The sequence below is a fragment of the Ideonella sp. FW305-24 genome (genome assembly GCF_058788035.1).
Window position 1 is genome coordinate 237,802 of the sequence record NZ_JBYTAI010000002.1, and the last position, 26,299, is coordinate 264,100.

The following is a 26,299-nucleotide window of genomic DNA, read 5'->3' on the forward strand; positions in this document are numbered from 1 at the left end:
GCGGCCTCTGCACGGGACTGGCCAGCGCGCAACATCCGCCCCAGCCAGGCCAGCCAGAGGGTTGGCAATCTATTCGGCAACCGCATCCGCCGATGATAGGCGGCCCTCACGCCTCTTTCGCGGTTGGCAGGCCCGCTCGGAGCGTGGCCTCGGGGGGCTCAAGGCGCAGTGCCCGAGGCCTCCGGTGCGTGGGACTCGATCCCGTGCTTCTCGCCGCTCATGTCGACCGAATCTCCGGCCTTCATCACGACGAAAAGCGCCAGCGCAGCGAACACCACAAAACCCAAAGCCAGCTTCCACATCGCCCTTGTCTCCGTCAGTTGTTTGAAGCCTGCAGGCTATCGCCCGGCGCTGACACCACCCCAACACCAGCCGACGCGAGGCTGACAGCCTGGGGGAGGCTCAAGAATGACGCGCACGGCCACAAGCAAGCGCTCCTCCGATGAGCCAACATCGCATGACTCAGCTGAATTCAAAGCCTCATGGCGGCGGTATCCCAAAGAAATCTTTGTAGAGCTGAGCCACCTGTTGTGCTTCAGGCAATTGCATTTGCTGCGCGGCCTGGTAGGCCTGCGCCAAAAGCTGTTTCGTCTCGGCGCGGTCGGCCTGCTGTCCGCGGACGTACAGGCCGATGGCAAGCTTGGCTCGCCCCACCAACAACGAGCGCACGTCGCCCAGCTTTTCAAAGACCGGCAACTGTTCTTCGCGCCGGATCCGCAGCGCCTCTTCCAAATCACCCTGTGCCTGCAGCACGTCGGCAATCTTGCCCATCGTCACCGCTCGCGAGCGCAGGTCGCCCAATCGATCAAAGACGGGCAACACTTCCCGGGTGAGCAATCGCAAAGCCTCGTTCGGTTGCCCCTGCAGGTGGAAGACTTCCGCCAGTTGGGCCTTTGCCTGAGCCGCATGCAACTCGTCACCGCCATTCGAAAACGCCAGAGCAGCGCGTCTCGCGTGATCGGTGCTCTGATCCATCTGACCCAGCCGCCAGTAGGCCTGGGCAGCCTCCAGGTGCAGGTTGGCCGAACCGGCGTCATCCGCGGCCGATCTGCCAAGGTATTGCTCGATGGCATGCACCCGCGCCATGACTTCGACAGCCTCGCTGCCTGAAGCCGGCTCGAAACGCGAACCCGCAACAGGTTCTGCGGTCCTCGTGACAACGGCCGTGAACGACACCACCATCTCACGCCAGTTCCACAAATCGGGCGCATGGTGCGCCATGGCATCAATGTCGGCATCGGACAGCCACAGCACCTGGATGCCAGGCAGCGCGTCGGCCAGACGCTCGCGAAGAACGTTGGCCTGCTGCCACCACAAGGCGGCCCGCGGCCTGTCCAGCGGGAAACACAGATGAAGCCTGCCTGAACCGGCAAGCTGCGCGCGCTCGGCCCCAATCAACCATTCGTGAGGCCCCAGTTCCGACCCCAACTCAATGCGCTCCGCCGGTGCGATTTGCCTGAGTCTTCCGATTAGTGCATCACGGTAAGCAGGGGCGTCCACCGAAGCCAGCACCAGGCTGAAATGGTCACGGCGCGTCCAGAGGCCGGCAAGGCGAACAAAACTGCCCGCGTGCTCGCTGCGGACATCCGGCATTGCCTGAGCAGCATCGCTTGGGGCGCCGTCGGCATTCATTTCAACCCGCGCCGTCTGCCGCGGCAGATTGGCGCGCCTTCGCGTAAGGCGGCAGCAAACGCACCAGCGGATGGCTGCGCCACCAGTAGTTGTTGTACTCCAGCAGTACCAGGTCGTAGAGCATGCGCAGCCGGTCGTCGGTGCGATCCTTTTCCTCGCCACGCGACAGGTCGATGCGGGCCAATTCGGCCCAATCGCTCTGCCGCACCAGCCGCTGGTATTCGGAGGCCACGTCGCGCACGGCTTGCTCCGCCACCTTGCGCGTGATGCGGTCCTGCGTGATGCGCGAGAACGCTGCCCGTACCAGTCGCAGCAGGTCACGCACGTGGCCGCCGCTGCACTGAACGAGGTAGCGCACGGTTTCCTCATCGTCGAAATACACCAGCGGCATGCGTTTGCACACCAGTGCGATCAGCGCATCTTCTTCGCCGCCGCGTGTCGTCTCATCTTCATTGAAGATCTTCACCATCGGCAACTGCACACGCGTGAACCGCTGCGCTGTGACCGAGACTTCCAGCAGCACTGAAATCGGCGCGCAAACGATCAGGTTGGTCTGGATCTGGCTGAGCTGATTGACGTCCGCATGGAAGAACGCATCCGCATCTTCTTTCGAGAGCTTGTCGGTGCCGTCAATGATGAACAGCAACGGCCCGTGGCCCTGATGGCTCAGCAGCCCATTGGCGTGCGCAATCAAGGCGTTGAAATGCAACGACAACTGCAGGAAACCATCGCGCACTTCGCGCCGCAGTTCCTCGCGATAGCTTGCTCCCCCGCGCACCTTGGCCGTCATGGTCGCCAGCAAACTGGCCAGGAATGGAACGCCGCCCTGCGCTTTGATTTCGGCTTTGACCTCGCCTTCGATGTCCTTGAAACGCTCCTGCTTCAGGATGCGCGTCTCGAACCAGTCCACCACGGGCTTGATGAACACCGGGTCAGGTCGCAGCGACAACTGCGCATCCTCGAAGGTTTTCACCAACGCTTGCGCCAACGCGATCAGCAAGTCGCTGAAGCGCAAATTGTTGATGTCCAACTGCTTGGTCAGCTCCAGTTGGTGCACCGTGTAAGCATGCCGGAACAGGCCGGCGTAATCGCGCAGCTCGGTAGATTTTCCACACCCGACATGGCCCCCAAACAAGACCGCCTCGGCCGTTTTGGCTTTGGTGCCCGGGCGCAACTGGCCGGCGGGGTCCAGGTGGAAGGCCGTCAACATGCGCTGCCGGCTGTAGGCGCCCCGATGCTGCTCCAGCGGGTAATGGAAGGGACTTTTCGCGTCGACATCGAGGCGAAAGTCAAAGTTATCCTGGAACGACCAGATGCTGGGTTCGGTCATGTGCGGGAGGTCCCAACGGGAGTTCAGCCAAATTATGGGCCTTTGCGCACTGGCCGGCCGGCTCATGAATCTTGAAAGGAGCTCGCCTTGAATCGGCTCGCGAAAGAAAAAAGCGGCCCCGCAGGGCCGCCTTGTCTTGACGGGAAGCGGCGTGCTCAGTCGCCCGCGTAGATGTCCACGTCCTTGGTCTCGCGCACGAACAGCATGCCGATGACGAAGGTGGCGCCGGCGATGATGATCGGGTACCACAGGCCGTTGTACATGTTGCCGGTCTGGGCCACGATGGCCAGCGCGGTGGCTGGCAGCAGGCCGCCGAACCAGCCGTTGCCGATGTGATACGGCAGGCTCATCGAGGTGTAGCGGATGCGGGTTGGGAACATCTCCACCAGCATCGCGGCAATCGGGCCGTAGACCATGGTCACCAGGATCACCAGGAAGGTCAGCAGCGCGACCAGCTTGACCTTGTCCATCTTGGCCGGGTCGGCCTTGTCCGGGTAGCCCGCGGCCTTCAGCGCACCCTTGATCTTGCCGGTCAGCACGGCGTCCTTGGCCGTCTTGTCGTCGCTCAAGGTCTTCAGGCTGCCTTCTGCGGCGGTGATGGCCTTGGCGTCCGGCGTGGCGGCGGCCTTCAGGTCGGCCAGCTTCTTCTCGGCGCCGGCCTTGGCGGTGGCGACGTCTTCCGGGGTGATGGCAGTGCTGATCTCGGTTTCGCCGATCTTGATCAAGGCCGGCGTGCCGGCAGGTGCCTCCAGGTTGTCATAGCTCACCGAGGCGCCGGCCAGCTTCTGCTTGGCCACATCGCACGAGCTGGTGAACTTGGCGGTGCCGGTCGGGTTGAACTGGAACGAGCACTCCTTCGGGTCGGCCGTCACCGTGACCTTGGCGCTGGCCTGCGCACGCGCCAGGTCGGGGTTGGCCGACTCGGTGATCATGCGGAAGACAGGGAAGTAGGTCAGCACGGCGATCAGGCAGCCGGCCATGATGATGGGCTTGCGGCCGATCTTGTCCGACAGGGTGCCGAAGACGATGAAGAACGGCGTGCCGATCAGCAGCGACAGCGCGATCAGGATGTTGGCCGTGGCCCCGTCCACCTTCAGCGCACCGGTCAGGAAGAACAGCGCGTAGAACTGGCCGGTGTACCAGACGACGGCCTGGCCGGCGGTCAGGCCGACCAGCGCCAGGATCACGATCTTCAGGTTCTTCCACTGGCCGAAGGATTCGGTCAGCGGCGCCTTGGAGGTCTTGCCCTCGGCCTTCATCTTCTTGAAGGCAGGCGATTCATTCATCGACAGCCGGATCCACACGCTGATGCCCAGCAGCAGGATGGAGACGATGAACGGGATGCGCCAGCCCCATTTGGCGAACTCTTCTTCGCCAATGGCGGTGCGGGTGCCCAGGATCACCAGCAGCGACAGGAACAGGCCCATGGTTGCGGTGGTCTGGATCCATGCGGTGTAGGCGCCGCGCTTGCCGTGCGGCGCGTGCTCGGCGACGTAGGTCGCGGCACCGCCGTATTCACCGCCCAGCGCCAGGCCTTGCAGCATGCGCAGCGCGATCAGGATGATCGGTGCAGCGATGCCGATGGACGCATAGTTGGGCAGCACGCCGACGATGAAGGTCGACAGGCCCATGATCAGGATGGTCACCAGGAAGGTGTACTTGCGGCCGATCATGTCGCCCAGCCGGCCGAAGACCAGCGCACCGAATGGCCGCACGATGAAGCCGGCAGCGAAGGCCAGCAGCGAGAAGATGGTGCGCGAGGCCGGGTCCAGTGCCGAGAAGAACTGGTTGCCGATGATCACGGCCAAGGTGCCGTAGAGATAGAAGTCGTACCACTCGAACACCGTGCCCAGCGAGGACGCGAAGATGACCTTCTTCTCCTCCGCTGTCATCGGCGCGGTCGACACCGTCGGTGTCATTGCCACTGTTGCCATGTTTGTCTCCTGATGACCGAGCGCTGCCCCAACGGCCTCGCTGTTGCGCACTGTTGGCCTTGGCGCTGACCCGCTTCTGACGCGAGGCTGAATGGAAACTGACAAACTCAGGTCCAACCCTGGGGTCACGTTCCGGCATGCGGAAAACGGGCGCCTAGCGAGGGAAAGTCCCAGGGGCCGATGGCGTCGGTGCAAACCCCTGCTGTGCAAGGCCCGGAACCGCCGCCGAGCGGCTTTGGCCCTTTGGTGCGTTGCGGTGCCCGGTCAGGCCAGGGCGGTGAACTCGGCAAACATCGTGTGCGACTCCGGCAGGCTGGCCAGCGGCACGTAGTCGCACACCTCGGCGAACTCGGCCCACAGCGCCAGCACCGCGGGGTTGCCATGCGCCGCGCCCACCGCCTCCGCCGAGCGCCACTCGAAGACCTCCACCAGCGTGCCTTCCGCTGCCTGCATCACATAGGCCGGGCGGTCACTCACCAGCCCCTGCTCGGCCAGCACCCGCAAGTGCTTGTCGATCAAGCTGCGCAGCACCTGCTCCTGGCCCCGCCTGGGCTTGTAGGCCACGATGACAAACACCCCCATGGCGACGCCTCCTTCCCTGCTTCCACGCCCGATGCCCTGATGCTAGCGCCACGCCCGGGCGCTGGCACCAGGCGCTGACGGCTCAGGCCAACGGCAAGACTGCGTGCGCCCGGCTGAGCTCATCGTGCAGTTGCTGCACCATGAGCAAGTCCTGGTCCACGACCGAACTGCCCAACGCCGTCACAAAGCTGCAGGCCGCAAAACCGGCCGCATGCGCTTCGTAGGCAGCGATCCAGGCTTCGCGCTCCGGCAGCCTTTCGGGCTTGACGGGCCAAACGCCGGGCCGCGGGCGCAGGCGCTCCGTCCAGCCGATGCGCCAGGGCTTGGCGCTGACGCGGGCGCGGAAGCAGCCCTGGTTCAGGCACATGCGTGCGTACAGCGGGTCGGCACCCAGTGCCTGGAAGTGCTGCGGCAGCTCGGGCTCGTGGGCGTCGAAGCCGCGGTGCATGGCCAGCAGGCGCATGCCGGCCGGTGTGCGGTAGAGGCGCAGGTGCCATTCGGGGTGGGCCAGCAGGAAAGCGTCGATGCGTTGCCGCGCGCGCCATTCGTCCGCCCCCGGATGGCGCATGCGGTGCTTCGCCAGTCGGGCGGACACAACGCTGCTGAAGAGCCAGGCCCCCAGCGCCGCTGCAAAGAACGCCACCCATGAGTGCCGCTGATGGCCGAACACCGCCGCCAGGCCCCACAACAGGCCGAGCAGCGCACGCTTGAGGCCTTTGTCGACGTCGGTGGGAAAGTCGGTGTCGACGAACAAGGCCTTGGCGGTGTTCAGGCAACGCGCGCCGTAGCTGTTGCGGGTCACCACCAGGTCCTCGCCATGGCGGCTGACGATTTCCTCGCGGATCGGCAGGCCCTGGGCGCCGTTGTACGGCCGCTTGAAGTCGCGCGGCGGCAGCTTCTCGCCGGACAGGGCGCGGGCCAGCGCCTCCTGCGCGCGCTGGTCGGCGTGCTGCTGAGCCGCTTCCTGGCTGATGTCGGACCAGCCGAAGCGGCGCAGCGTGTGCTGGCTGCCTTCGGCCTTGTGTTGTGCGCGGCCTTCGGCCCAGAAGCTCGGGACGATCATCTGGACAGACAGCTCAATGGACCTGGCCGCTGCCACCCTGCCCTGGCCGCATCTGCTGCTGGCGCCAGGCCAGGTAGCCCAGCAGCTCGGGCAGCGGGAAAAAACCTTCTTCCGGTGGATGGGCCGGGAGCTCGCACACTTCCAGCAGCTCGACCTCGGTGGCAGCGGTGCGTTCGCCCAGGGCGGTGTCCAGCACGATCAGCACGCCGCTGTCGAACTCCTCTTCCATCTCGGGAATGAAGCCGGGCACGGCAATGCGCAGGCCCAGCATGTGCGGCGCGTCTTCGTCCAGCAGCGGCTGGAACCACAGCTCGGCCGGCTGCAGCTCGATGCCCTGGTAGCGAATGCCAAAGTCGAAGCCCAGCGGTGGTTTCAGCGCGACGACCCGCCAGCCGGTGAGCGGCGAGGCCAGCGCCACCAGGGTTTCGACCTTGTCGAACAGGTCCACATCGCCCTGTGCGGTGATGACCAGTTCGCGCGGCGAGACCTCGGCCGACGAGACCTCGAACCACAGGCCGTCGTCGAGTGCCTGCAGGCGCAGCAGCAGCTCGTCCCAGAAGACATCGTCGGGACTGCGCAAGGCGTCCAGCTCGGCCTGGTGCTCGAACAGCCAGGCCCAGAACGCCTGGGCTGCCTCACGCCACGGCGCGGGGTCATTCAACTGCATGCTTTGGCCTCGGGTGACGGAAATGGAGGAACAGGGTCAGCTGGCGCCGGGCGACGGGGGCAAAGAGCCGAACAAGGCCTCCTGCTGCTGTTGCCAGCGCCCGGGCAAGCGGGCCCAGACCTGCAGCTTGCCGGCCTCGTCCTGGCGCGACCAGGCGATGATTTCATCGATGCTGCGCAGGCAACCTTCGCACCAGCCCGTGGCCGGATCCATGCGGCAGACGGAGATGCAAGGCGACGGCACCGGCTGGCCAGCGGACCAATCCGCGGGCAGGACGGGTGGCGCGTCCAGCAAGAAGGCGGGGACGGCGCGGTCCACCGGGCTCAGCCTTCCTGCGCCACGTCGGCCACCGGCGCGCCGGTGAGCTGCACCAGCTCGTCCGGGTGCAGGCGGAACACGCCGTTCGGGTGGCCGGCAGCGGCCCACACCTCGTCGAAGCGGAACAGCGTGCGGTCGATCAGCGTGACCGGTCGCGTGGCATGGCCGACCGGCGAAACGCCGCCAATGGAGAAGCCGGTGCGCGACTTGACGAAGGCCGCGTCGGCCCGGCCGATGGGGCCGACCAGCGCGGCAACCTTCTTCTCGTCCACCCGCTGGTCACCCGCTGCCACCACCAGCACCGCCACTTCGTCGGACTTGCGCCGGAAAATCACGCTCTTGGCGATCTGCCCGGTCGCCAGCCCCAAGGCCTCTGCCGCCTCCTGGCAGGTGCGGGCCGGCACGTCCAGCCACTTCGGCAGGTGCGGGTGGCCACGCTCGGCCAGCAGGCGGGTGACCAGCGCAAAGCCCTCGTGCGGGGCTTCGGCAGCGGAAGATGAAAGTTCGATCTCGGCGCTCATGCCGCGATTGTGGCGGCAAGCGCTCAGCGCCCGGTCGGGAAGTCGCCGGACTTCGGCAGGCAGGCCAGCAGCACCATGCCCATCGCCAGCACTGCGGCGGTCAGGTACAGCGCACCATGGAAGCTGCCACTGGCCTGCGCCATCGCGCCAGACAGCGCGGGGGCTGCGATCTGTGCCGCGCCGTAACTCAGCGTCAGCCGCGCCATGGCTTTGCCCGGGTTGTGCGGCGAGCGGCGGCCCACCAGCGCCAGTGTCAGACTGACGATGCCGACGAAGGTCGCGCCGTAGCCGATGGCGCTCAGCAGCGCCGCGGCCAGCGTGCCGGACAGTGCGGGCAGCAACACCGCCACCGCCTGCACGCCGAAGGCGATCAGCAGCGCACGCTGCTCGCCAATGCGACGGGCGATGCGATCCCACAGGAACACCGTGGGCAGTGCGGTGAGCCCCACCAGCGCCCAGGCCAGCGGCCCATGCCCGGCCAGCGCCGGCTCGCGCTCGACGATGGTGACGGTGAAGGTGGCGCTGACGACAAAGCCCCAGCCCGCCGCGAAGTAGCTGGCCGACATCAGCAGCAGCCAGCGCAGTGAAGGGCCGCCCCCATCGCTCGCGGCGTGCGCGGGCGGCGCGGCCGGCGGCACTGGAGGGCGCCAGCGCCAGGCCGGCAACAGGAACACCAGCCCCACGCCGCCCAGTGCCAGCCAGTGCGCCTGCCAGCCCGGCCACCAGCGCGTGAAGGCCCAGCACGCCAGCGCGGAGACCGCCACGCCCACGCCAATGCCCATGAAGTGCAGCCCCAGCTCGGGCCGGCGGCCGGCGCGCATCAGCCAGTTCAGCACCAGGCCCGAGCCCAGCAGCATGCCGGCCGCGCCACACAGCCCGCCCAGGTAGCGCAGCATCAGCCAGCCGGGCCACCAGTCGCCCAGGCCGAAGGCCGCGGTGCTGAGCACGGCCAGCAGCAGCCCGGCGCTGTAGAGCCGATGGCGCCAGCGCGCATCGTCTATCCATGCGGCCAGCAGCGTGCCGCTCATGTAGCCGGCATAGTTCACCGCGGCCAGCAGGCCGGCGTTGCGGTCGGACAGCCCCGTCTGCACCTGCAGTTCGGGTAGCAGCGGCGTGTAGGCAAAACGCGCCAGGCCGACGGTCAGCACCAGCGCGCTGAGACCGCCGGTGATGACTTGCCAGGGTTGGAGAGGCTTAGATCCGCCCATCGGCCAGGCGGCGTTCGATCTGCGGCTTGCGGTCATTGCCCCAGAAGGGCTCGCCGTCGATGATGAAAAACGGCGCGCCGAACACGCCCAGCGCCAGTGCGTCGTCATTGGCCTGCTTGAGCCGGTGCTTCCAGACCGGGTCGCCCCAGGCGTCCTGCGCAGCCTCGGCGTCCAGGCCGGTCTCCGCCACCAGTGCCTTCAGCGCGGCCGGCTCGTCGAGCGGCACGCCGCGCGTGAAGTAGGCCCGCATGCCGGCGCGGGACCATGCGGCGGCAGCGTCCGGCCCTTGCGTGTCGTGCAGCCACCAGAACACGCGGGCGGCGTTCTGCGTGGCGATGGGAAACGGCGCGGGCTGGCGATACGGCACGCGCTCGAAACGCGCCGAGCGCTCGAAATCCAGCAGCGTGTACTCGCGCTTGACCGGATGCGATACCGGGCTCACCAGAAACCGCTGGGCCGCCCCAAGGTTTCTGACCCCCTCGGGGGGCGGGCTGGGCGCGAGCCCGGCCCTGGGGGCGCTCGTGGATTCGGCGGCCTGGAAAGCCACGCCCAGCAGGATGGCGTGGCGGCGCACTGGCCGGCCATGACGCGCGGCCAGCGCGTCGATCCATTCGTTGGCGATGTAGGCATAGGGCGACGAGAAGTCGAAGAAAAAGTCGATGGCGGCAGGCATGATCGTGCAAACGATAGACCGATCCGTCGCGCGTGGCGACAGTGCATGCCCCGGTTGCGCAGTTTCGTCGCAGCAGTACCGCATGCGGCAAGGTCTTGCCTAGCATGGCGCCATGCCGCACCTTTCCGTCAATGCCGCGCGCCGGCACTTCCAAGCCTTGGCTCTCTCGGCCCTGCTGGCGCTGAATCTGCCGACAGCGCATGCAGCCCCGCTCTCCGCCGCCGAGGAGTCCGCCATCGACACCACCGTGCGCGAGGCGCTGCGCACGCAGCAGGCGCCCGGCGCTGTGGTAGCGATCCGCCGCGGCGGCGAGTTGCTGCTGCGCCGCGCCTATGGCCTGGCGGACATCGCCAGCGGCCGGGCCATGCACGAGGACACGGCCTTCGAGATCGGCTCCATCACCAAGCAAATGACCGCGGCCGCGGTGCTGCAGCTGGTGCAGGCCGGCCGGCTCTCGCTGGACGACGCGGTGGGCAAGTTCGTGCCCACATTCCCAGCCGCCGCGCAGGTCAGCGTGCGGCAATTGCTTCAGCAGACCAGCGGGCTGCCGGACTTCGCCGGCACAGAGGCTTTTGCCGCCAACGCGACGCAGACGCCAGCCCGCTTCGAGCAGGTACTGGCCACGGTACAGGCCGCGCCACTGCAGTTCACACCAGGCAGCCGCTTTCGCTACAGCAACACGAACTACCTGCTGCTGGCCCGCATCGTCGAGACCGTCAGCGGCCAGCCGTTTGCGAACCGGCTGGGCGAGCAGGTGCTGGCCCCTGCCGGCATGGCCCACACAGGGGCCAGCGACAGCGCGCTGCGCAGGCCGGACCTGGCCAGCGGCCACACCACCGAAGCCGGCCAGGTGCAGCGCGCGCCCCGCTTCCAGCCAAGCTGGATCCGCGGTGCCGGCGAGCTGGTGTCGACCGCCGATGACCTGCTGGCCTGGGCCGAGGCGCTGGCCGGCGGCCGCGTGGTCTCACCCGCGTCGTATCAGGCGATGGCCACGCCCGCCGTGCTGAACAACGGCCAGCCCGATGGCTACGGCTTCGGCCTTTTCGTCGACCGCCAGGCCGGCCATGCACGGCTGTGGCACGGCGGCGGCACGCTGGGCTTTTCGTCCAGCCTGATGCGGTATCCGGCAGAGCAGTTGACCATCGTCGTGCTGGTGAACCACGAAGCGCTGAATGCGTCGGCGCTGTCGGCCTCGCTGTTCGAGGTGCTGCACCCCGAAGCCCGCGCCGCGCACGCGCCGGTGCCGGGCGAAGACCCGGCCTTGACGCAGCAGCTGCGGGCCTGGTTGGCCGCACTGAAGCAGGGCACGCCAAGCGCCGACATCGCGCTCGCGCCAGCGCAGCGGCAAGCCCTGCAGAACACCTTGGACAACTACGGCCGGCCCGAAGCGCTGGTGTACCGCGGCCAGCGCAGCGATGGCGAACGGCGCTACCTGCTGCGCTTTGGCGCGCAGTGGTTCCACTTCGATTTCAGCCGCGCAGCCGGCGGCGCCCTGCGCGCCGCGACGATCACGCCGGAGTGATCTCAGTCCGCCCGGTGGTAGCGCAATGCGCGCTGCGCCTGGCGCGCCGGCCAGCCGGCCATCAGGCCGGGCACGAAATATTCGCCCACCAGCAGCGCCTGGCCCTGGCGGTTGAAAGTGGACCAGCGCTGCCAGACGCCGCGCGCCGGGCAAGGCTGGCCAGTGGCCTCGGCCCAGGCGCGGCACAAGGCGCGCGCCACCGGATGCGCGGCCGGCAGCCAGTGCTGCGAGAGCGGCGAGCGCTGCACGTCGCCTCGCGTGAACAGCAGTTCGGCCAGCGGCCGCTGCGCCAAGCCACGCAAGGCCTTCCACGGGCCACGCGCGGCGGCCGCAGCCGGCGTGACCGAGTGCGCGAACACCATCGGCTGGCCGGCGCCGATCAGCAGCACGGTCCGCGCATGCACCGCCGCGCCGCGCTGCAGGCCCAGCGCCTGCGCGTCCCCCGCGTTGCAGGGGCGCAGGCCTTGCGCCAGCACCTTCACCGACAGCGGCGGGCGCGCGGTGCGCAAGTGCACCGTGAGCGAACCCTGAGCAGACAGCCAGCGCTGGTCCGTGCCGCGCGTGGCACGCGCGCTGGCTTGGCCGTGCGTGGCGCGACCGGCAGGCGCTGCCGCGCGCAGGCGGCGAAGCGGCACGACCGTCCAGGTCTCGACCGGATCGCGAGCGCTCAGACCAGTGCCCTCCCGATCAGGATCTTCTGCACTTCGGAAGTGCCTTCGTAGAGCTGGCAGACGCGCACGTCGCGGTACAGGCGCTCTACGGGGAAGTCGCTGACATAGCCGTAGCCGCCGTGCACCTGGATGGCCGCGGAGCAGACCTTCTCGGCCATTTCGCTGGCGAACAGCTTGGCCATCGCGGCTTCCTTCAGGCAGGGCAGGCCGGCGTCCTTCAAGGTCGCGGCATGCCAGACCAGCTGGCGCGCGGCTTCGAGCTGGGTGGCGCAATCGGCCAGCTTGTGCTGCACGGCCTGGTGCTCGTAGATCGGCACGCCAAAGGCCACGCGCTCCTTGGCATAGCGCAGCGCGGCTTCCAGTGCGGCGCGCGCCATGCCCAGGCTTTGCGAGGCGATGCCGATGCGCCCGCCCTCCAGCCCGCCCAGCGCGATCTTCAGGCCCTGGCCCTCTTCGCCCAAGCGGTTTGCCACCGGCACGCGGCAGTTCTCGAACAGGATTTGCGCGGTGTCGGAGCTGTGCTGGCCCATTTTGTCTTCGAGCCGGGCCACCGTATAGCCAGGTGTGTTCGTCGGCACCAGGAACGCGCTGATGCCCTTCTTGCCGGCGGCCTTGTCCGTGACCGCCATCACGATGGCCACGTCGCCGTTCTTGCCGCTGGTGATGAACTGCTTGACGCCGTTGATGGTGTAGTCGTCCCCATCGCGCACGGCCATGGTCTTCAGCCCGCCGGCCTCGGAGCCCACGTGCGGCTCGGTCAGGCAGAAGGCCCCCAGCATGTCGCCCCGCGCCAGCGGTTTGAGGAACCTTTGCTTCTGCTCCTCGTTGCCAAAGCTCATGAGGATGGAGCAGACCGGGCAGTTGTTGACGCTGACCACGGTGGAGGTGCCACCGTCACCGGCGCCGACCTCTTCCAGGATCAGCGACAGCGCCAGGTAGTCCAGGCCCGCGCCGTCGTAATCGGTGGGCACCGCCACGCCGTAGCAGCCCAGCGCGGCCAGACCCTTCAGTTCTTCGGCGGGGAAGTGGTGTTCCTTGTCCCAGCGCGCGGCGTGCGGGGCGATCTTGTCCTGCACGTAGGCGCGCACCGCCTCCCGCACCGCCTGGTGCTCTTCGCTCAGCAGCATGGTTCTTGTCTCCGGATGTGTTGTGCTGCGCTCACCAGGGGATGGTGGCGCCGCTGTAATCGAAAAATCCGCCGTGGCGTGTTTCGTCCAGCCCGGCCAGCACCTGGCGGATGCCGGCGGCGCTTTGCTCGGGCGAGATGTCGGCGCCCTCGCCGCCCATCTCGGTGCGCACCCAGCCGGGATGCAGCGCGCAGCAGAAGGCCTTGCCCTTCAGCGCCAGCGCGGTGTCGGCCAGCACGGAATTGACCGCCGCCTTGGAGGCGCGGTAGAGCCAGCCCACGTTGCTCGCGCGCGCGCCGATCGAGCCCATGCGCGAGGACAGCACGCCCACGCGCGCGCCGGGCGCCAGCGCGTCCAGCATCTGCGGCAGCACCTGCATGGGGCCCAGCACGTTGGTGTGCATGACCTCATCGAACTCGGCTGCGGTGGGCGACTGCAGGCCGCTGTGGCGCGGGCCGTAGACGCCGGCATTGACGATGGCCACATCGAAGCTTTCACCGTCGATCTGCCAAGCGAGGCTCGAAACGCTCACGGCCGAGGTCACGTCCAGCTTCAGCGCCTTGGCATTCACAGACTCCAGCACGGCCAGCCCAATGTCGTCGCGAGCGGTGGCCACCACCCGCGCGCCATCTTGGCTGTACTGGCGCACCAGTTCCAGGCCGATGCCACGCGAGGCGCCGATGACCAGCACCGAGCGTGGCGAGAAGTTTGAAGCAGCAGCAGCGGTCATGTCAGAGCCTGGCGGTCGAGGTGTCCAGCCGCTGATGCTGGGTGTGCAGCAGCTGGGCCCGGGTGTAGGGATGTTCGTGGCCGGAGAGCCGCAGCGCGATGCGCGTCACCAGCGCATGCGTGGGCGATGGAGGGGACCAGGCGGAAGCGCCGAACAGCCACAGCGCGATGGCCGCCAGCGCGCCGCCCTGCAGCCAGCGCTGCAGCCGCGGCGTGTGCCAGTGTTCGGCGAACAGCACCGCCAGGCTCACGGCCCCGCCGACCATGAAGCCGGCGATGACCTCGCTGACCGAATGCGCGTCCACCGCCAGTCGCGACACCCCCACCACCAGCGCCACCACCGCACCCAGCAGCGCAGCGGCCATGCGGCCCCGGCCGATCAGCAGCTCGGCGCAGGCGGCGAGCAGCACCGGGTAGATCGCCGAGGCGTACATCGAATGTCCGGACACGCCGGTGAAGTTCAGGCTGGCCGAGCCGATGCCCCAGCCGATGAAGGCGATCTTGGTCAAGGTGGTGAGCCCCGTGGCCAGCACCAGCCCGGCCAGCCAGCGTGATGCGGCCGGCCGGCCCTCCGGGCGGCTGGCGAGCAGCAGGCCGACCAGCAGCGCGGCCGGCAGCAGGATCTGGGCTTCACCGAAGCGGGTCACGAAATGCCAGGCGTTCAAAGCGGGGTCCATCAGTGCAGCAAGGGTGCGATTCTCGACCGGATCAGGCCCGGTGCTCGACCAGCGCGAGCCGCGCCGCCAGGCCGAGGAACAAGGCGCCACCCAGGCCGTTCAGCCAGCGCGACAGCGTGGGCGAGCCGCCCAGCCGGCGCAGCCGTGCAGACACGACCACCAGCGCCAGCAAAAAGAACGTGCCCTGCGTGACCATCAAGGCGCCCAGCGCGAGAAAGGCCAGCGTCTTGTGCGGCGCGTCCGGCGCGATGAACTGCGGCAGGAAGGCCAGGAAAAACAGCGCCACCTTGGGGTTCAGCACATTGGTGACCATGCCCTGGCGGAACACCGCGGGCAACGAGCGCTGCCGCGCCTCGGCCGCCTGCGCGGCCTGGGTTTCGGCGGGCCGGGCTGCGCTGCGCAACATTTGCAGCGCCACCCACGCCAGGTAGGCCGCGCCGGCCCACTTCAGCGTCGCAAACGCGAGGCTGGAGACGGCCAGCAAGGCAGCCAGCCCAAACGCCGCGAGCAACGCATGCACCACGCAGCCAGCCGACACCCCCAGCGCCGCGGCCACGCCGTTGCGGGCGCCGCCGGTCAGCGTGCGCGAGACGGTGTAGAGCATGTCCACGCCTGGCGTGGCGTTCAGCACCAGCACCGTCAGCGAGAACAGGCCCAGGCTGTGCAGGCCCAGCGCGGCGGCGAGTTCGCTCATGTCACAGCAGTTCGATGGCCATCGCGGTGGCTTCGCCGCCGCCGATGCACAGCGCCGCGACGCCGCGCTGCAAGCCCCGCTTCTTCAGCGCGCCCAGCAGCGTGACGACGATGCGCGCGCCGGAAGCGCCGATCGGGTGGCCCAGCGCGACCGCGCCGCCGTGCACGTTGACGATCTCGTGCGGCAGCTTGAACTCGGCCATTGCGGCCATGGTCACCGCGGCGAAGGCTTCGTTGACTTCCCACAGATCGACCTGCTCGGCCGTCCAGCCGGCCTTCTTCAAGGCCTTCTGGATCGCGCCGACCGGTGCGGTGGTGAACCACTCCGGCGCCTGCGCATGCACCGCGTGCGAGACGATGCGGGCAATCGGCGTGAGGCCACGCGCCTTGGCGGTGGACTCGCGCATCAGCACCAGCGCGGCGGCGCCGTCGGAAATGCTGGACGAGGTGGCGGCGGTGATGGTGCCGTCCTTCTTGAACGCGGGCTTCAGGCCGGGGATCTTGTCCAGTTTGGCCTTGAACGGGGCCTCGTCGCGCTTGAACAGGGTCTCGCCGCCCTTGCCGGCCAGCGCCACCGGGGCGATCTCCCAGTCGAAGCTGCCGTCTTCGTTGGCCTGCTTGGCGCGCTGCGTGGAGGCAATGGCGAACTGGTCCATGGCCTCGCGGGTGAAGCTGTACTTGCCCACGCACTGTTCGGCGAACACGCCCATGGCCTGGCCGCGCTGGTAGGCGTCTTCCAGGCCGTCGAGGGCCATGTGGTCGTACATGGCGGTGGCGCCGTATTTCACGCCCTTGCGCGCGAACATCAGGTGCGGCGCGTTGGTCATGCTTTCCATGCCACCGGCCACCATCAGCTCGGCCGAGCCGGCGGCCAGCATGTCGTGCGCGAACATCATCGCGCGCATGCCCGAGCCGCACATCTTGCTCAGCGTGACGGCGCCTGTGCTGTCCGGCAGGCCGGCCTTGCGCAGGGCCTGGCGCGCGGGCGCCTGGCCCTGGCCAGCCATCAGGCAGTTGCCCATCAGCACTTCGTCGATGGCGTCGCCCGGCACGCCGGCGCGCTCGACGGCAGCCTTGATCGCGACGGCACCCAGTTCCCAGGCAGCCAGTGATGAGAAGTCGCCCAACAGGCCCCCGATGGGGGTGCGGGCAGCGGATGCGATGACGATGGGATCGGCCATTTTTCGAGTCTCCTGTGATTGCCGTGATGAAAGAGCTGCGGCCTCAGGCTGCCGCCTGGGCGCGCTGCACGGCGAAGCGCTTGCCCGGCTCATAGGGAAAAACGTCGTGCACATGGCCGGCGGCAATGCGCTGCTTGTGACCTTGCCAGAACGCGGCGTCCAGCAGGTCGGCATGGTGTTTCATGAAGACTTCGCGCACCTGCGGGTTGCCCAGCAGGAAAGGCGCGAAGGTTTCGGGGAAGACGTCCCGCGGCGCGACCGGCCACCAGACCTCGCCTGACATTTCCTCTTCCTCGTTGCGCGGCGCGGGCACGCGGCGGAAGTTGCAGTCTGTGAGGTACTCGATCTCGTCGTAGTCGTAGAACACGACCTTGCCCGCGCGGGTCACGCCGAAGTTCTTCCACAGCATGTCGCCGGGAAAGATGTTGGCCGCGACCAGGTCCTTGATCGCGTTGCCGTATTCGATCACCGCGTTTTCGAGCTGGGTGGGCGTGGCGTCCTGCAGGTAGATGTTCAGCGGCACCATGCGGCGCTCGATGTAGACGTGCCTGATGACCAGTTCGCGCGGGCCTCCATGACCTCCGTCGGACGCTCGCTCGGAAAACTCCAGCTGGCTGGGCGCGAAGTGGCGCAGTTCGGCCAGCAGCGCTTCGTCGAAGCGCGAGAGCGGGAAGGCCACGTTGGAGAACTCCAGCGTATCGGCCATGCGACCCACGCGGTCGTGCTGCTTGACCAGCAGGTACTTGCGCTGCACCTGCTCGCGCGTGGTGTCCTTCTGCTCGGGATAGAAGTCCTTGATGAGCTTGAAAACGAACGGGAAGCTCGGCAGGTCGAACACCAGCATCACCATGCCCTTGATGCCGGGCGCGATGCGGAAGCTGTCGCTGGAGTGCTGCAGATGGGCCAGGAAATCGCGGTAGAACAGGTTCTTGCCGTGCTTCTGCAGGCCCAGCGCGTTGTAGAGCTCGGCACGCGGCTTGCGCGGCATCAGCGAGCGCAGGAACTGCACATGGGCGCTGGGAATTTCCATGTCGACGAGGAAATAGGCCCGCGCGAAGCTGAACAGCATCTGCAGGTCGTCCTCGCCGAACAGCACGGCGTCGATCACCAGCTGCGGCGCGGCGCCCTCCGGCCGGTCCAGGTGCAGGATGGGCAGCGCAAACGGCGCTTCGCTGTAGCCGTTGACCACCTTGCCCACCACATACGCGCCCTTGTTCCGGTAGAACAGCGAGGACAGCACCTGGATCTGGAAGTTGGCCCGCGCACGGAACGGGCCGTCCTGGTCCAGCCGCAGCAGCATGGCGGCCAGCACCGCGTCCACGTCGCGCGCCAGGTCCTCGAACGCGACCTGCAAGCGGAAGTTGGTGATGACGCGCATCAACGTGTCGCGCAGCGACTCGCGCGTCGGGTAGTAGCAGCGGTAGGTGGGCGTGGCGGCCGGCTCGTCGTTCTCGATGTATTCGGTCGAGATCGCAGGGCGAACGAAGATGAAGTCGTTGTGGAAGTAGTGCCGGTGCAGGATCTTGGTGGTGACCGAATTGAAGAAGGTCTCGGCCAGCTCGGGCTGGTGGTGATGCGTCAGCAGGCCGATGTAGTGCAGCTTGACCTGCTGCCAGATCGCCATCGACAGCCTGCCAGCCTGGAACTCGGCCTGCAAGCGCTCGGCAGCCTCGGCCACGCGCAGGTCGTAGAACTCGATGCGCTCGCGCTGCGCACGCTGCTGACCATGCCAGTCTGCCTGCTCGAAGCGCCGCTTGGCGCTGGCACTGGCTTCGCGGAACAGCCGGTAGTGCTTGTCGAACCCGTCCAGCAGCGCGCAGGCGATCCCGTAGCCGCGCCTGTCGTCAAGCTGCTGCGGGAACAGGGTTTGACGGACAGGCGGGCGCATGCACGACTGAAGTTGCAATCAGCCCGCGGGCTGTTCGGCCATGTCGGGCGCGGCGCTGCTGTCTGCCGGCAATGCGGGCGACAAGGGCGCGGCAGCGGCCTGCGCTGACTCTGCCGCCAGCGGCGCGCCGAGGAAGCGGCGGTGGATGCCGGCCAGCGCCTTGGCATAAGCCTCGCCCACGTCAGTGGTGCCGGAGACGGTCATGCGCAAGTCGTCCAGCAGGCCGTTGTGCAGGCCGTAGACCCAGCCGTGCACGACCACTTCCTGCCCGCGCGCCCAGGCGTCCTGCACGACGGTGGTGTAGCAGGTGTTGCGGGCCTGCTCCAGCACGTTGAGTTCGCACAAGGCGTCCACCCGGTACTCGGCAGGCAGGCCTTCGAGGAAGTCCTGGTGCATGCGGCGAACGTCCTTCACGTGACGCAGCCAGTTGTCGACCAGGCCGTTGCGGGTGTCCATCAGTGCGGCCTTGACGCCACCGCAGTTGGAGTGGCCGACGATGATGATGTGCTGCACGCGCAGGTGGTCGACCGCGAACTGGATCACCGAGAGCGCATTCAGGTCCGAGTGCGCAACCACGTTGGCCACGTTGCGGTGCACGAACAGCTCGCCGGGCAGCAGGTCCACCAGTTCGTTGGCCGGCACCCGGCTGTCGGCACAGCCGATCCACAGGTACTGCGGCGTCTGCTGCTTGAGCAGGCGGCTGAAAAAGCCGGGCTCGCGCGCCTCGGTGGCGGCGGACCAGCGACGGTTGCTTTCAAAGAGTTCTTCGAGGTGTTGGCTCATGGCAGGACGGCTTCAAAAGGCGATTCGGGTACAAGGCGCCAGCGGGACGGCGCCGGCTGGGCCACCACGTTTGCTGCATTGCACCAAACGCCGGACGCGAGTGTAAGCACGAGGGCCTCTGGAAAGCATCAGGACTCAAACAGCCGCAGCACGGCGCGCGGCCTTGGCACGGCCAGCAGGTTTCGCCGCCGGCTCGGGCTTTGCCAGCAACTGCCGGCAACGGGCCTCATGCTGCTCGATTTCCGCCAGCGTGACCTGGATGTCCTCCAGTTGCTGGGCCAGTTGGCGCCGATGTTCGGCCAGCACGCCAAGGAAAGCTTCCAGCTGCGGGCGGGCGTCCGTGCCGGAGTCGTACATGTCGACCAGCTGCTTGATCTCCTGCAGCGACAGGCCCAGGCGCTTGCCGCGCAGCGTCAGCTTGAGCCGGGTGCGGTCGCGCAGCGTGTAGACGCGGTTGCGACCGGCACGCGCCGGGGTCATCAAGCCCACGTCTTCGTAGAAGCGGATCGCGCGCGGCGTGATGTCGAACTCCTGCGCCAGCTCGGTGATGGTGAAGGTCGCAGCGGCTTCCGCGCGGCCGTCGCCACCGGTGGCCTGGGCACGTGCGCGGGAGGGACGATCGGAAGCAGGCATGACGTGGATTGACGTTTACGTTAACGTGAACCGAAGTCTACGCGACTTGCCGTCTCGCAGGCGACAGGCAGGCTGGCAAAGTTGGCCGACCATCGCCTACCGCGCCGGGGCCTTGCCGTCGTGGTCGCGTCTCCAAGTTTTCTTTGTCGGATTCCCTGCCATGGCCAATGCCCTAGAAGCCCAGTTGCGCTACCCCTGGGGCGACACCCTGCCCGAGATCGGCCACGCGATGGAGGTAGCGCCCGGGGTGCGCTGGCTGCGCATGCCGCTGCCGTTTGCGCTGGACCACATCAACCTCTGGCTGCTGCGCGACGAGGCCGAGGACGGCAGCCCCGGCTGGGCCGTGGTCGACTGCGGGCTGGACATTCCCGAGGCGCGCGAAGCCTGGACCCGGCTGTTCGCCCACGGGCTGGACGGCCTGCCCATCCTGCGCGTGATCGTCACCCACATGCACCCGGACCACCTGGGCCTGGCGCACTGGCTGTGCGCGCAATGGGGGTGCAGGATGTGGATCAGCGCCACCGATTTCTACGCCGCCGGCCAGGCCTGCCGCAACGACCCCGAGCTGATGCGCGCGCAGGCCGAGAAGCTGTTCTCGCGCCACGGGTTGACCGACCCGCAGCGCCTGGCCGCCGTGCGCGCGCATGCCACCGGCTACGCGCACCTGGTGCCGCAGCTGCCCGATGAATACCGCCGGCTGCTGCACGGGCTGACGCTGCGCATTGGCTCGAACGACTGGCACTGCATCGTCGGCCACGGCCACGCGCCCGAGCACATCGCGCTGCACTGTCCTGCGCTGAACCTGCTGATCTCGGGCGACATGCTGCTGCCGCGCATCTCGACCAACATCAGTGTCTACGGCCACGAACCGGAGGCCAACCCGCTGCCGCTGTTCCTGCAGTCCATCGAGCGCTTCAGGCCACTGCCGGCGGACACGCTGGTGCTGCCCTCGCACGGCAAGCCCTTCACCGGCGCGCATCAGCGCATCGACCAGCTGCAGGCCCACCATGCGCTGCAGTTCGACCTGCTGGTGGCCGCCTGTGCAGAAGCGCCGCGCTCGGCCGCCGAGCTGCTGCCGGTGCTGTTCAAGCGCACGCTGGACGTGCACCAGACCAGCTTCGCGATGGGCGAGGCGATTGCCCACCTGCACGCGCTGCAGGAGGCCGGCCGGCTGCGGGCGCTGCCGAGCGACGAGGACGGCGTGCTGCGCTACGTGCCAGTGCTGCCTGCAGCGCCCGCCACGCCTTCCCCGGCTGGCACCGAGGTGTTGCTCGCTTCTCGATAAGGCGCGAACACATCGCGCAAGGCCGCGGCACCCTGCCCGCCGACCAGCGACTTCTCCAGCTCGGTCAGGTGGCGCCGCATCTCGGCGGCGGCCTGGGCGGGTGTGCCGACGGTGAGCGCGGCGATCAGCTCCTGGTGCCGGTGCGTGACGCAGCCCGGCCGGTCCCCGCGCTGGTAGAGCGCGATCAGCAGCGAGGTGGTGGGCAGCAGCTCGTCGATCAGGTCGATGAAGACAGGATTGCCAACCAGCTCGGCCAGTGCCTGGTGGAAGCGGCCGGACAGGCGGATGGCAGCGGCTGCGTCGCCGCGCACATGGGCCGCGGCTTCGGCCTGCACCAGACCGTTCAGCTCGCTGACCTGGGCAGCGCTGAGCCTGCCGGCCAGGCGGCGCGCGATGTCGCATTCGACGACGCGGCGCGCATCGAACACATGCGCCGCATGCGCCAGGTCCGGATGCGGCACCTGCGCGCCGCGGTTGTGCTGCAGCACGATGATCTGGTCGGCCGCCAGGCGTTGCAGCGCCTGGCGCACGACGGTGCGCGAGACACTGAAGCTCTCGGCCAGCTCCTCTTCGCGCAGCCGCGCGCCGGGCGCCAGCCGGTGCTCGATGATGGCTTGATAGATGCCCTGGTAGACCCGCTGGGTCGCCGTGTCGGCAGCTTCTGCCTTGCCGGCCTGGCGGCGGCGCGTGGCGCCATGGGCGACATGGGTGGGCATCTCGGCATTGTCCTCAATCACAAGCGCCCGGCGCAGCGCTTGGCTGGTGGCGCGCAAGGCCGGCTCAGGCCGCGCCACGGCGCCGCCAAAGCGCGACCAGCAGCAGCGTCAGGCCCATCACCGCAAACGAGATCACCGTGGTGACGGTGCCGAGTGCGTAAATCACCGGCGTGGTCACGGTCGTCGTCAGGCCCTGCAGCTCCAGCGGCAAGGTGTTCAGGTCGCCCATGACCTGAGAGCTGCGGGCGATCTCGTCCCAGCTCAGCGTGAAGCCGAACATGCCGATGCCGACCAGGCTGGGCGCGATCAGCGGCAGCACCACGTGGCGCAGCGCCTGCCAGGGCGTGGCGCCCTGGTCCCGCGCAGCTTCTTCGTAGGCCGGGTTGAAGCGGTTGAAGATCGCGAACATGATCAAGAGGCCAAACGGCAGCGTCCAGGTCAGCTGCGCGCCCAGGCCGGAGCTGAACATGCCCAGCGTGCTGGTGAAGCCTTCGAGGAGGCTGGGCGCATGGGCTTCGAGCACGGTCTTGATGCCCGTGTCCAGCAGCCGGAACATCAGGCCCACGCCCAGCGAGACGATGATGCTGGGCATGATCAGGCTGGCGACGACGACATAGAACAGCGCGCTGCCGCCCGGCAGCTTCTTGCGGTAGGCCAGGCCCGCGAGCAGCGAGCAGACCACCGTCAGCACCATGACCGTGAGGCCCAGCGCCAGCGAGCGGCGCAGCGCGGCGCCAATGTCGATCACGCCAATGCCTTCCCACAGCTGCGCGAACCAGTGCAGCGACCAACCGCGCATCGGGAAGGTCAGCCCACCTTCGGGGCCCTGGAAGCTGAGCACGAAGATGGCCAACATCGGGCCGTAGAGGAACAGCACAAAGGCGGCGAAGACGGCGCCCAGCAGCCAGAAGCTCAAGGGGCGCGTTTCGCGACGGGGAACAGCGGCAAGCGGGCCGAGCGCTGGGCCGCCCCAAGCCGGCCCGCGCCCCCTCGGGGGGCTGGCCATCGAAGATGGACTGGGGGTCGTCATGACTTCACAGTTCCTTTCGGAGATTCACCAAGCGCATCAGCGCGACGATCATCATCAGCACCACCGCCAGCAGGATCATCGCGTTGGCCGCGGCCAGCGGGAACTGCAGGTAGCTGGTCTGCACCTGGATGACCTTGCCGACCGAGGCGATCTGCTGGCCGCCCATCACGCCCACGGTGACGAAGTCGCCCATCACCAGCGCCAGCACGAAGATGGAGCCAATGATCAGCCCGGTCTTGGACAGCGGCAGCACCACGTGCAGCACCGTCTGCCAGGGCTTGGCGCCGTTGTCGCGTGCGGCTTCCAGCAGCGCGCGGTCAATGCGCATCATCGAGTTGAAGATGGGCACGATCATGAACATCGTGTAGAGGTGCACAAAGGCGAGCACCACCGAGAATTCGGAAAACAGCAGCCACTCGATGGGCTGCTCGATGACACCGATCGCGACCAGCGTGCTGTTGATCAGGCCGTTGCGGCCCAGCAGCGGCACCCACGAGATCATGCGGATCACGTTGCTGGTCCAGAAGGGCACGGTGCAGACGATGAACAGCACCGTCTGCATCAGCTGGCTCTTCACGTGGAAGGCCAGGAAATAGGCGATGGAAAAGCCCAGCAGCGCCGTGATCAGCCAGGTCAGCAGGCTGAACTTCAGCGTGGAGCCATAGGTCTTCAGCGTGACGCAGACGTCTTCACCGGCGGTGACCAGGCTGTGGCCACAACCATTGAAGACGTCCAGGTAGTTCTGGCCGGTGAAGGCCGGGATCAGTTCGTAGTCGGTCGCCTGCCAGGTGCTGACCATCGCGATCAGCGCCAGCGGCACGACGAAGAAGATGACGAACACCGCCGCCAGCGGCGCGGCCTGCAGCCAGGCCAGCAGGCTGCGGGACGAAGAGCGGCGTGTGCGAGTCATCTCGGTCCTCAGGCCGTCAGGCAGCCACGAACTCGTTCCACTTCTGAACCATGTACGTGTTCTCGTCCATGATCGCGTTCCAGCAGGCAATGCCGCCCATGCGAGCCTCGTAGCTGCCGCCGTCGCGCACAGCACCGGCCTTGGCCAGCACGTCGCCGTTGGGCGACTTGATGTCCTGCGTGGCCGGCTTGCCTTCCATCCAGTAGGCCCACTCGTAGGCCTCCATCTTGGCCTTGGCGGTGTCCAGCACGGCGCTGTAGTAGCCCTGGCGGTTCAGGTAGGCGCCGGCCCAGCCGTCGAGGAACCAGTTGATGAATTCGTAGACGGCGTCAGCCTTCTTGCCGGTCACCGTCTTGGGCACGCCGAAGCCAGCGGCCCAGGCGCGATAGCCTTCCTTCAGCGGCTGGAAGGTGCAGGCAATGCCCTTGGTGCGCACCGCCGTGACGGCGGGGCTCCACATGGACTGGATCACAACCTCGCCCGAGGCCATCAGGTTGACCGACTCGTTGAAGTCCTTCCACAGCGAGCGGAACTGGCCGGCCTTCTTCGCCTCGATCAGGGTCTTGATAGTCAGGTCGATTTCCTTCTTGGTCATGTTCCCCTTGTCGGGGTACTTGTAGAGGCCCATGGCCTCGACCACCATCGCCGCGTCCATGATGCCGATGGACGGGATGTTCAGGATCGCGGCCTTGCCCTTGAACTCGGGGTTCAGCAGCTCCTTCCACGAGTCAATCGGGCGCTTGATCAGGTCCGGGCGGATGCCCAGCGTGTCGGCGTTGTAGACGGTGGGAATCAGCGTCATGAAGCCGGTCGCGTCCTTCGCGAAGGTCTTGCTGTCCGGCTTCTCCAGGTACATCACCTTCTTGGGCGCAGTGCCCTGGTCGCCCACCTTCTTGCCGGCGACTTCGCCCTTGGTGAACAGCGAGGTGATCTTGTCGGCGTTCTTGATGCGCTTGACGTCGATGCCCAGCAGGTTGCCGGTGGGGATGATCTTCTTCAGCGAGAAGTACTCGGTGTCGATCAGGTCGAAGCTGTTCGGCGCGGTGACGGCGCGCTTGGTCACGTCATCGGTCGTGACCGGGATGTACTGGATCTTGATGCCGGTGTCGGCCTCGAACTTCTCGGCGATCTTCTTGTCCTGGTTCACCGCGGTGCCCAGGTAGCGCAGCGTGATCTTTTCCTGCGCGTGCACGTAGGGGAAGCCGGTGATGCCGACCGCTGCAACGCTGGCGTTCTTCAGGAAACTGCGGCGGGCGGACGACGAGGCCTCGCCGGTCTGGGGCGTCGCGTCGACGGACGGCGTGACGGGCTGCGGCGGGGTCTGGTCCATATCGCTCATCGGGTTCTCCAGCAAACAGGCTGTGTGTGGGTGGGACGGAAAAGAGGGATCTGAATTCAGGCGCCAGGCGAATCAGGCCGCCAGCAGGTGCGCGTCGGCCTCGGTCCAGTGCAGCCAAAGCTGCTGGCCGGGGGCGATGGGCTGCTGGTGGAACCTGGCATCGGGCAGGCTGGCGACCCAGGCGGCAGACGGCGCGTCGTCGTCCGCGGTCTCGGTGGTGCCCGGCTGCACCAGGTGCACCAGCACATGGTTGCCCTGGTATTCGATGGCGCGCACGACCACCGGCAGGCCACCGGCCGACGCTTCGCCGCCCGAGAGTTCGCAGCGGTCGCTGCGCACCGCAAGCTTGCCGCCGGGTGTGGTGATGACGTTGTGCGCGCCGATGAAGCGGGCCACGAATTCGGTGCGCGGGCGCTCGAAGACTTCGCGCGCCGGGCCGGCCTGCTCGATGCGGCCGTGGTTCATCACGACCACCAGGTCGGCCAGCGCCATCGCCTCCTCCTGCGAGTGCGTCACATGGACAAAGGTCATCCCGAGTTCCCTGTGCCAGCGCTGCAGCTCGGCACGCATCTTGATGCGCAGGAACGGGTCCAGTGCCGACAGCGGCTCGTCCAGCAGCAGCACGCGCGGCTGCGTCATCAGCGCGCGGGCCAGCGCCACGCGCTGCTGCTGGCCGCCGGAGAGCGCGGCGGGCAGGCGCTGGGCATAAGGCGTCATCGCCACCAGCTCCAGCAGCTGGCCGGCCTTGGCTTCGCGCTCGGCCTTGGCCACACCCTTCATCTGCGCGCTGAAGGCCACGTTCTGCACAACCGTGAGGTGCGGGAACAGCGCGTAGCTCTGGAACATCATCGCGGTGCCGCGTTCGGCCGGCGAGAGCTCGGTGATCTCGCGGCCGGCCAGCAGCACGCTGCCTTCGGTTGGCAGTTCGTGGCCGGCGATCATGCGCAGCGTCGAGGTCTTGCCACAACCCGAGGGCCCGAGCAGGCAGCAGTAGGCACCGCCGGCAATCTTGAGGTCGATGCCTGCCACCGCCACGGCATCGCCGTAGTGTTTGACGAGGCCCACGAGTTCCAAGTCGGTGCGTGCATTCATGTGCCACTTTGTATGCAATGCGTGTGCCAGCTTGTGCACCGCCCGGCCCATGTCTTGCTGCACCAGGGCAGTGAGACAAGGGCCACGGCCCGGCC

The 26,299-nt window shown here is 67.5% G+C and carries 27 protein-coding genes; 2 read left to right on the plus strand and 25 right to left on the minus strand.

Features of this window, described 5'->3' with window-relative positions; genetic code table 11:
• Positions 1–158: 158 nt before the first annotated feature.
• The 11 genes from AC3WR5_RS06735 to AC3WR5_RS06785 all read right to left on the minus strand — a co-directional run bounded on the left by AC3WR5_RS06735 (position 159) and on the right by AC3WR5_RS06785 (position 9,928).
• Positions 159–302 carry a hypothetical protein gene (locus AC3WR5_RS06735; protein ID WP_170200855.1) on the minus strand — a complete coding sequence of 48 codons (144 nt, stop codon included), beginning with the start codon at positions 300–302 and terminating at the stop codon, positions 159–161.
• A 178-nt stretch (positions 303–480) separates the two neighbouring features.
• Entirely contained in the window at positions 481–1,632 is a 1,152-nt protein-coding gene (locus AC3WR5_RS06740; RefSeq protein WP_492482951.1) for a hypothetical protein, read from the minus strand.
• A 1-nt stretch (position 1,633) separates the two neighbouring features.
• A complete protein-coding gene (locus AC3WR5_RS06745; protein WP_492482953.1) occupies positions 1,634–2,962 on the minus strand; it encodes a hypothetical protein in 1,329 nt (442 codons plus the stop codon).
• A 155-nt stretch (positions 2,963–3,117) separates the two neighbouring features.
• Positions 3,118–4,896, minus strand: coding sequence for an MFS transporter (locus tag AC3WR5_RS06750; protein WP_492482955.1), 1,779 nt, complete (start codon positions 4,894–4,896; stop codon positions 3,118–3,120).
• Between the two features lie 264 nt (positions 4,897–5,160).
• On the minus strand, positions 5,161–5,478 hold the full coding sequence (locus AC3WR5_RS06755; protein WP_141287574.1) for a hypothetical protein: 318 nt from the start codon (positions 5,476–5,478) through the stop codon (positions 5,161–5,163).
• 82 nt (positions 5,479–5,560) lie between these two features.
• Entirely contained in the window at positions 5,561–6,541 is a 981-nt protein-coding gene (locus AC3WR5_RS06760; RefSeq protein WP_492482957.1) for a hypothetical protein, read from the minus strand.
• A 13-nt stretch (positions 6,542–6,554) separates the two neighbouring features.
• Positions 6,555–7,208 carry a hypothetical protein gene (locus tag AC3WR5_RS06765; RefSeq protein WP_492482959.1) on the minus strand — a complete coding sequence of 218 codons (654 nt, stop codon included), beginning with the start codon at positions 7,206–7,208 and terminating at the stop codon, positions 6,555–6,557.
• 36 nt (positions 7,209–7,244) lie between these two features.
• A complete protein-coding gene (locus AC3WR5_RS06770; protein WP_492483562.1) occupies positions 7,245–7,481 on the minus strand; it encodes a DUF1289 domain-containing protein in 237 nt (78 codons plus the stop codon).
• A 50-nt stretch (positions 7,482–7,531) separates the two neighbouring features.
• A complete protein-coding gene (locus AC3WR5_RS06775) occupies positions 7,532–8,047 on the minus strand; it encodes a YbaK/EbsC family protein (RefSeq protein ID WP_141287571.1) in 516 nt (171 codons plus the stop codon).
• Between the two features lie 23 nt (positions 8,048–8,070).
• Positions 8,071–9,255, minus strand: a complete 1,185-nt coding sequence (locus tag AC3WR5_RS06780) for a YbfB/YjiJ family MFS transporter (RefSeq protein ID WP_492482961.1) — start codon at positions 9,253–9,255, stop codon at positions 8,071–8,073.
• Positions 9,242–9,928, minus strand: coding sequence for a 2-hydroxychromene-2-carboxylate isomerase (locus tag AC3WR5_RS06785; RefSeq protein ID WP_492482963.1), 687 nt, complete (start codon positions 9,926–9,928; stop codon positions 9,242–9,244). Before AC3WR5_RS06785 ends, AC3WR5_RS06780 begins: the two co-directional genes overlap by 14 nt.
• A 112-nt stretch (positions 9,929–10,040) precedes the next feature.
• Here AC3WR5_RS06785 and AC3WR5_RS06790 point away from each other — a divergent pair, with 112 nt between their 5' ends.
• The gene (locus AC3WR5_RS06790) at positions 10,041–11,450 is read left to right on the plus strand and encodes a serine hydrolase domain-containing protein (protein WP_492482964.1); all 1,410 of its coding nucleotides are present in this window, start codon (positions 10,041–10,043) and stop codon (positions 11,448–11,450) included.
• Positions 11,451–11,452: 2 nt separating this feature from the next.
• On the opposite strand, the gene AC3WR5_RS06795 is transcribed toward AC3WR5_RS06790, so the two are convergent.
• The 9 genes from AC3WR5_RS06795 to AC3WR5_RS06835 all read right to left on the minus strand — a co-directional run bounded on the left by AC3WR5_RS06795 (position 11,453) and on the right by AC3WR5_RS06835 (position 19,832).
• On the minus strand, positions 11,453–12,085 hold the full coding sequence (locus tag AC3WR5_RS06795) for a chorismate--pyruvate lyase family protein (RefSeq protein WP_492482966.1): 633 nt from the start codon (positions 12,083–12,085) through the stop codon (positions 11,453–11,455).
• A 32-nt stretch (positions 12,086–12,117) separates the two neighbouring features.
• Entirely contained in the window at positions 12,118–13,248 is a 1,131-nt protein-coding gene (locus tag AC3WR5_RS06800) for an acyl-CoA dehydrogenase family protein (protein ID WP_492482968.1), read from the minus strand.
• A 31-nt stretch (positions 13,249–13,279) separates the two neighbouring features.
• On the minus strand, positions 13,280–13,978 hold the full coding sequence (locus AC3WR5_RS06805; RefSeq protein WP_492482970.1) for an SDR family oxidoreductase: 699 nt from the start codon (positions 13,976–13,978) through the stop codon (positions 13,280–13,282).
• A 1-nt stretch (position 13,979) separates the two neighbouring features.
• Positions 13,980–14,654: a phosphatase PAP2 family protein gene (locus AC3WR5_RS06810; protein WP_492482972.1), complete on the minus strand. Its 675-nt coding sequence runs from the start codon at positions 14,652–14,654 to the stop codon at positions 13,980–13,982.
• 31 nt (positions 14,655–14,685) lie between these two features.
• Positions 14,686–15,348 (minus strand): LysE family translocator, encoded by a 663-nt coding sequence (locus AC3WR5_RS06815; RefSeq protein ID WP_492482974.1) that lies wholly within the window; start codon positions 15,346–15,348, stop codon positions 14,686–14,688.
• 1 nt (position 15,349) lies between these two features.
• Positions 15,350–16,528, minus strand: a complete 1,179-nt coding sequence (locus tag AC3WR5_RS06820) for an acetyl-CoA C-acyltransferase (protein ID WP_492482976.1) — start codon at positions 16,526–16,528, stop codon at positions 15,350–15,352.
• 43 nt (positions 16,529–16,571) lie between these two features.
• Positions 16,572–18,392, minus strand: coding sequence for a bifunctional isocitrate dehydrogenase kinase/phosphatase (aceK, locus tag AC3WR5_RS06825; RefSeq protein WP_492483564.1), 1,821 nt, complete (start codon positions 18,390–18,392; stop codon positions 16,572–16,574).
• Positions 18,393–18,434: 42 nt separating this feature from the next.
• On the minus strand, positions 18,435–19,199 hold the full coding sequence (gene can, locus AC3WR5_RS06830; RefSeq protein WP_492482978.1) for a carbonate dehydratase: 765 nt from the start codon (positions 19,197–19,199) through the stop codon (positions 18,435–18,437).
• 135 nt (positions 19,200–19,334) lie between these two features.
• A complete protein-coding gene (locus AC3WR5_RS06835; RefSeq protein ID WP_492482980.1) occupies positions 19,335–19,832 on the minus strand; it encodes a MerR family transcriptional regulator in 498 nt (165 codons plus the stop codon).
• A 160-nt stretch (positions 19,833–19,992) separates the two neighbouring features.
• Here AC3WR5_RS06835 and AC3WR5_RS06840 point away from each other — a divergent pair, with 160 nt between their 5' ends.
• A complete protein-coding gene (locus AC3WR5_RS06840; RefSeq protein WP_492482982.1) occupies positions 19,993–21,117 on the plus strand; it encodes an MBL fold metallo-hydrolase in 1,125 nt (374 codons plus the stop codon).
• Here AC3WR5_RS06840 and AC3WR5_RS06845 read toward each other — a convergent pair.
• The 5 genes from AC3WR5_RS06845 to AC3WR5_RS06865 all read right to left on the minus strand — a co-directional run bounded on the left by AC3WR5_RS06845 (position 21,042) and on the right by AC3WR5_RS06865 (position 26,204).
• Positions 21,042–21,833 (minus strand): GntR family transcriptional regulator, encoded by a 792-nt coding sequence (locus AC3WR5_RS06845; RefSeq protein ID WP_492482984.1) that lies wholly within the window; start codon positions 21,831–21,833, stop codon positions 21,042–21,044. The genes AC3WR5_RS06840 and AC3WR5_RS06845 overlap by 76 nt on opposite strands.
• Before the next feature lie 64 nt (positions 21,834–21,897).
• The gene (locus AC3WR5_RS06850) at positions 21,898–22,749 is read right to left on the minus strand and encodes an ABC transporter permease (protein ID WP_492482986.1); all 852 of its coding nucleotides are present in this window, start codon (positions 22,747–22,749) and stop codon (positions 21,898–21,900) included.
• 118 nt (positions 22,750–22,867) lie between these two features.
• A complete protein-coding gene (locus AC3WR5_RS06855) occupies positions 22,868–23,773 on the minus strand; it encodes an ABC transporter permease (RefSeq protein WP_492482988.1) in 906 nt (301 codons plus the stop codon).
• 16 nt (positions 23,774–23,789) lie between these two features.
• Entirely contained in the window at positions 23,790–25,103 is a 1,314-nt protein-coding gene (locus tag AC3WR5_RS06860) for an ABC transporter substrate-binding protein (protein WP_492483566.1), read from the minus strand.
• An 81-nt stretch (positions 25,104–25,184) separates the two neighbouring features.
• Positions 25,185–26,204 (minus strand): ABC transporter ATP-binding protein, encoded by a 1,020-nt coding sequence (locus tag AC3WR5_RS06865; protein WP_492482990.1) that lies wholly within the window; start codon positions 26,202–26,204, stop codon positions 25,185–25,187.
• Between the last annotated feature and the right edge of the window lie 95 nt (positions 26,205–26,299).

Coding starts and splice junctions, on each gene's coding strand:
- AC3WR5_RS06745 (WP_492482953.1), bottom strand. CDS start 2,962: ATGACCGAACCCAGCATCTGGTCGTTCCAGGATAACTTTGACTTTCGC.
- AC3WR5_RS06785 (WP_492482963.1), bottom strand. CDS start 9,928: ATGCCTGCCGCCATCGACTTTTTCTTCGACTTCTCGTCGCCCTATGCC.
- AC3WR5_RS06775 (WP_141287571.1), bottom strand. CDS start 8,047: ATGAGCGCCGAGATCGAACTTTCATCTTCCGCTGCCGAAGCCCCGCAC.
- AC3WR5_RS06835 (WP_492482980.1), bottom strand. CDS start 19,832: ATGCCTGCTTCCGATCGTCCCTCCCGCGCACGTGCCCAGGCCACCGGT.
- AC3WR5_RS06815 (WP_492482974.1), bottom strand. CDS start 15,348: ATGAGCGAACTCGCCGCCGCGCTGGGCCTGCACAGCCTGGGCCTGTTC.
- AC3WR5_RS06790 (WP_492482964.1), top strand. CDS start 10,041: ATGCCGCACCTTTCCGTCAATGCCGCGCGCCGGCACTTCCAAGCCTTG.
- AC3WR5_RS06755 (WP_141287574.1), bottom strand. CDS start 5,478: ATGGGGGTGTTTGTCATCGTGGCCTACAAGCCCAGGCGGGGCCAGGAG.
- AC3WR5_RS06840 (WP_492482982.1), top strand. CDS start 19,993: ATGGCCAATGCCCTAGAAGCCCAGTTGCGCTACCCCTGGGGCGACACC.
- AC3WR5_RS06865 (WP_492482990.1), bottom strand. CDS start 26,204: ATGAATGCACGCACCGACTTGGAACTCGTGGGCCTCGTCAAACACTAC.
- AC3WR5_RS06820 (WP_492482976.1), bottom strand. CDS start 16,528: ATGGCCGATCCCATCGTCATCGCATCCGCTGCCCGCACCCCCATCGGG.
- AC3WR5_RS06845 (WP_492482984.1), bottom strand. CDS start 21,833: ATGCCCACCCATGTCGCCCATGGCGCCACGCGCCGCCGCCAGGCCGGC.
- AC3WR5_RS06760 (WP_492482957.1), bottom strand. CDS start 6,541: ATGATCGTCCCGAGCTTCTGGGCCGAAGGCCGCGCACAACACAAGGCC.
- AC3WR5_RS06810 (WP_492482972.1), bottom strand. CDS start 14,654: ATGGACCCCGCTTTGAACGCCTGGCATTTCGTGACCCGCTTCGGTGAA.
- can (WP_492482978.1), bottom strand. CDS start 19,199: ATGAGCCAACACCTCGAAGAACTCTTTGAAAGCAACCGTCGCTGGTCC.
- AC3WR5_RS06860 (WP_492483566.1), bottom strand. CDS start 25,103: ATGGACCAGACCCCGCCGCAGCCCGTCACGCCGTCCGTCGACGCGACG.
- AC3WR5_RS06735 (WP_170200855.1), bottom strand. CDS start 302: ATGTGGAAGCTGGCTTTGGGTTTTGTGGTGTTCGCTGCGCTGGCGCTT.
- AC3WR5_RS06780 (WP_492482961.1), bottom strand. CDS start 9,255: ATGGGCGGATCTAAGCCTCTCCAACCCTGGCAAGTCATCACCGGCGGT.
- AC3WR5_RS06855 (WP_492482988.1), bottom strand. CDS start 23,773: ATGACTCGCACACGCCGCTCTTCGTCCCGCAGCCTGCTGGCCTGGCTG.
- AC3WR5_RS06800 (WP_492482968.1), bottom strand. CDS start 13,248: ATGCTGCTGAGCGAAGAGCACCAGGCGGTGCGGGAGGCGGTGCGCGCC.
- AC3WR5_RS06765 (WP_492482959.1), bottom strand. CDS start 7,208: ATGCAGTTGAATGACCCCGCGCCGTGGCGTGAGGCAGCCCAGGCGTTC.
- AC3WR5_RS06750 (WP_492482955.1), bottom strand. CDS start 4,896: ATGGCAACAGTGGCAATGACACCGACGGTGTCGACCGCGCCGATGACA.
- AC3WR5_RS06805 (WP_492482970.1), bottom strand. CDS start 13,978: ATGACCGCTGCTGCTGCTTCAAACTTCTCGCCACGCTCGGTGCTGGTC.
- AC3WR5_RS06740 (WP_492482951.1), bottom strand. CDS start 1,632: ATGAATGCCGACGGCGCCCCAAGCGATGCTGCTCAGGCAATGCCGGAT.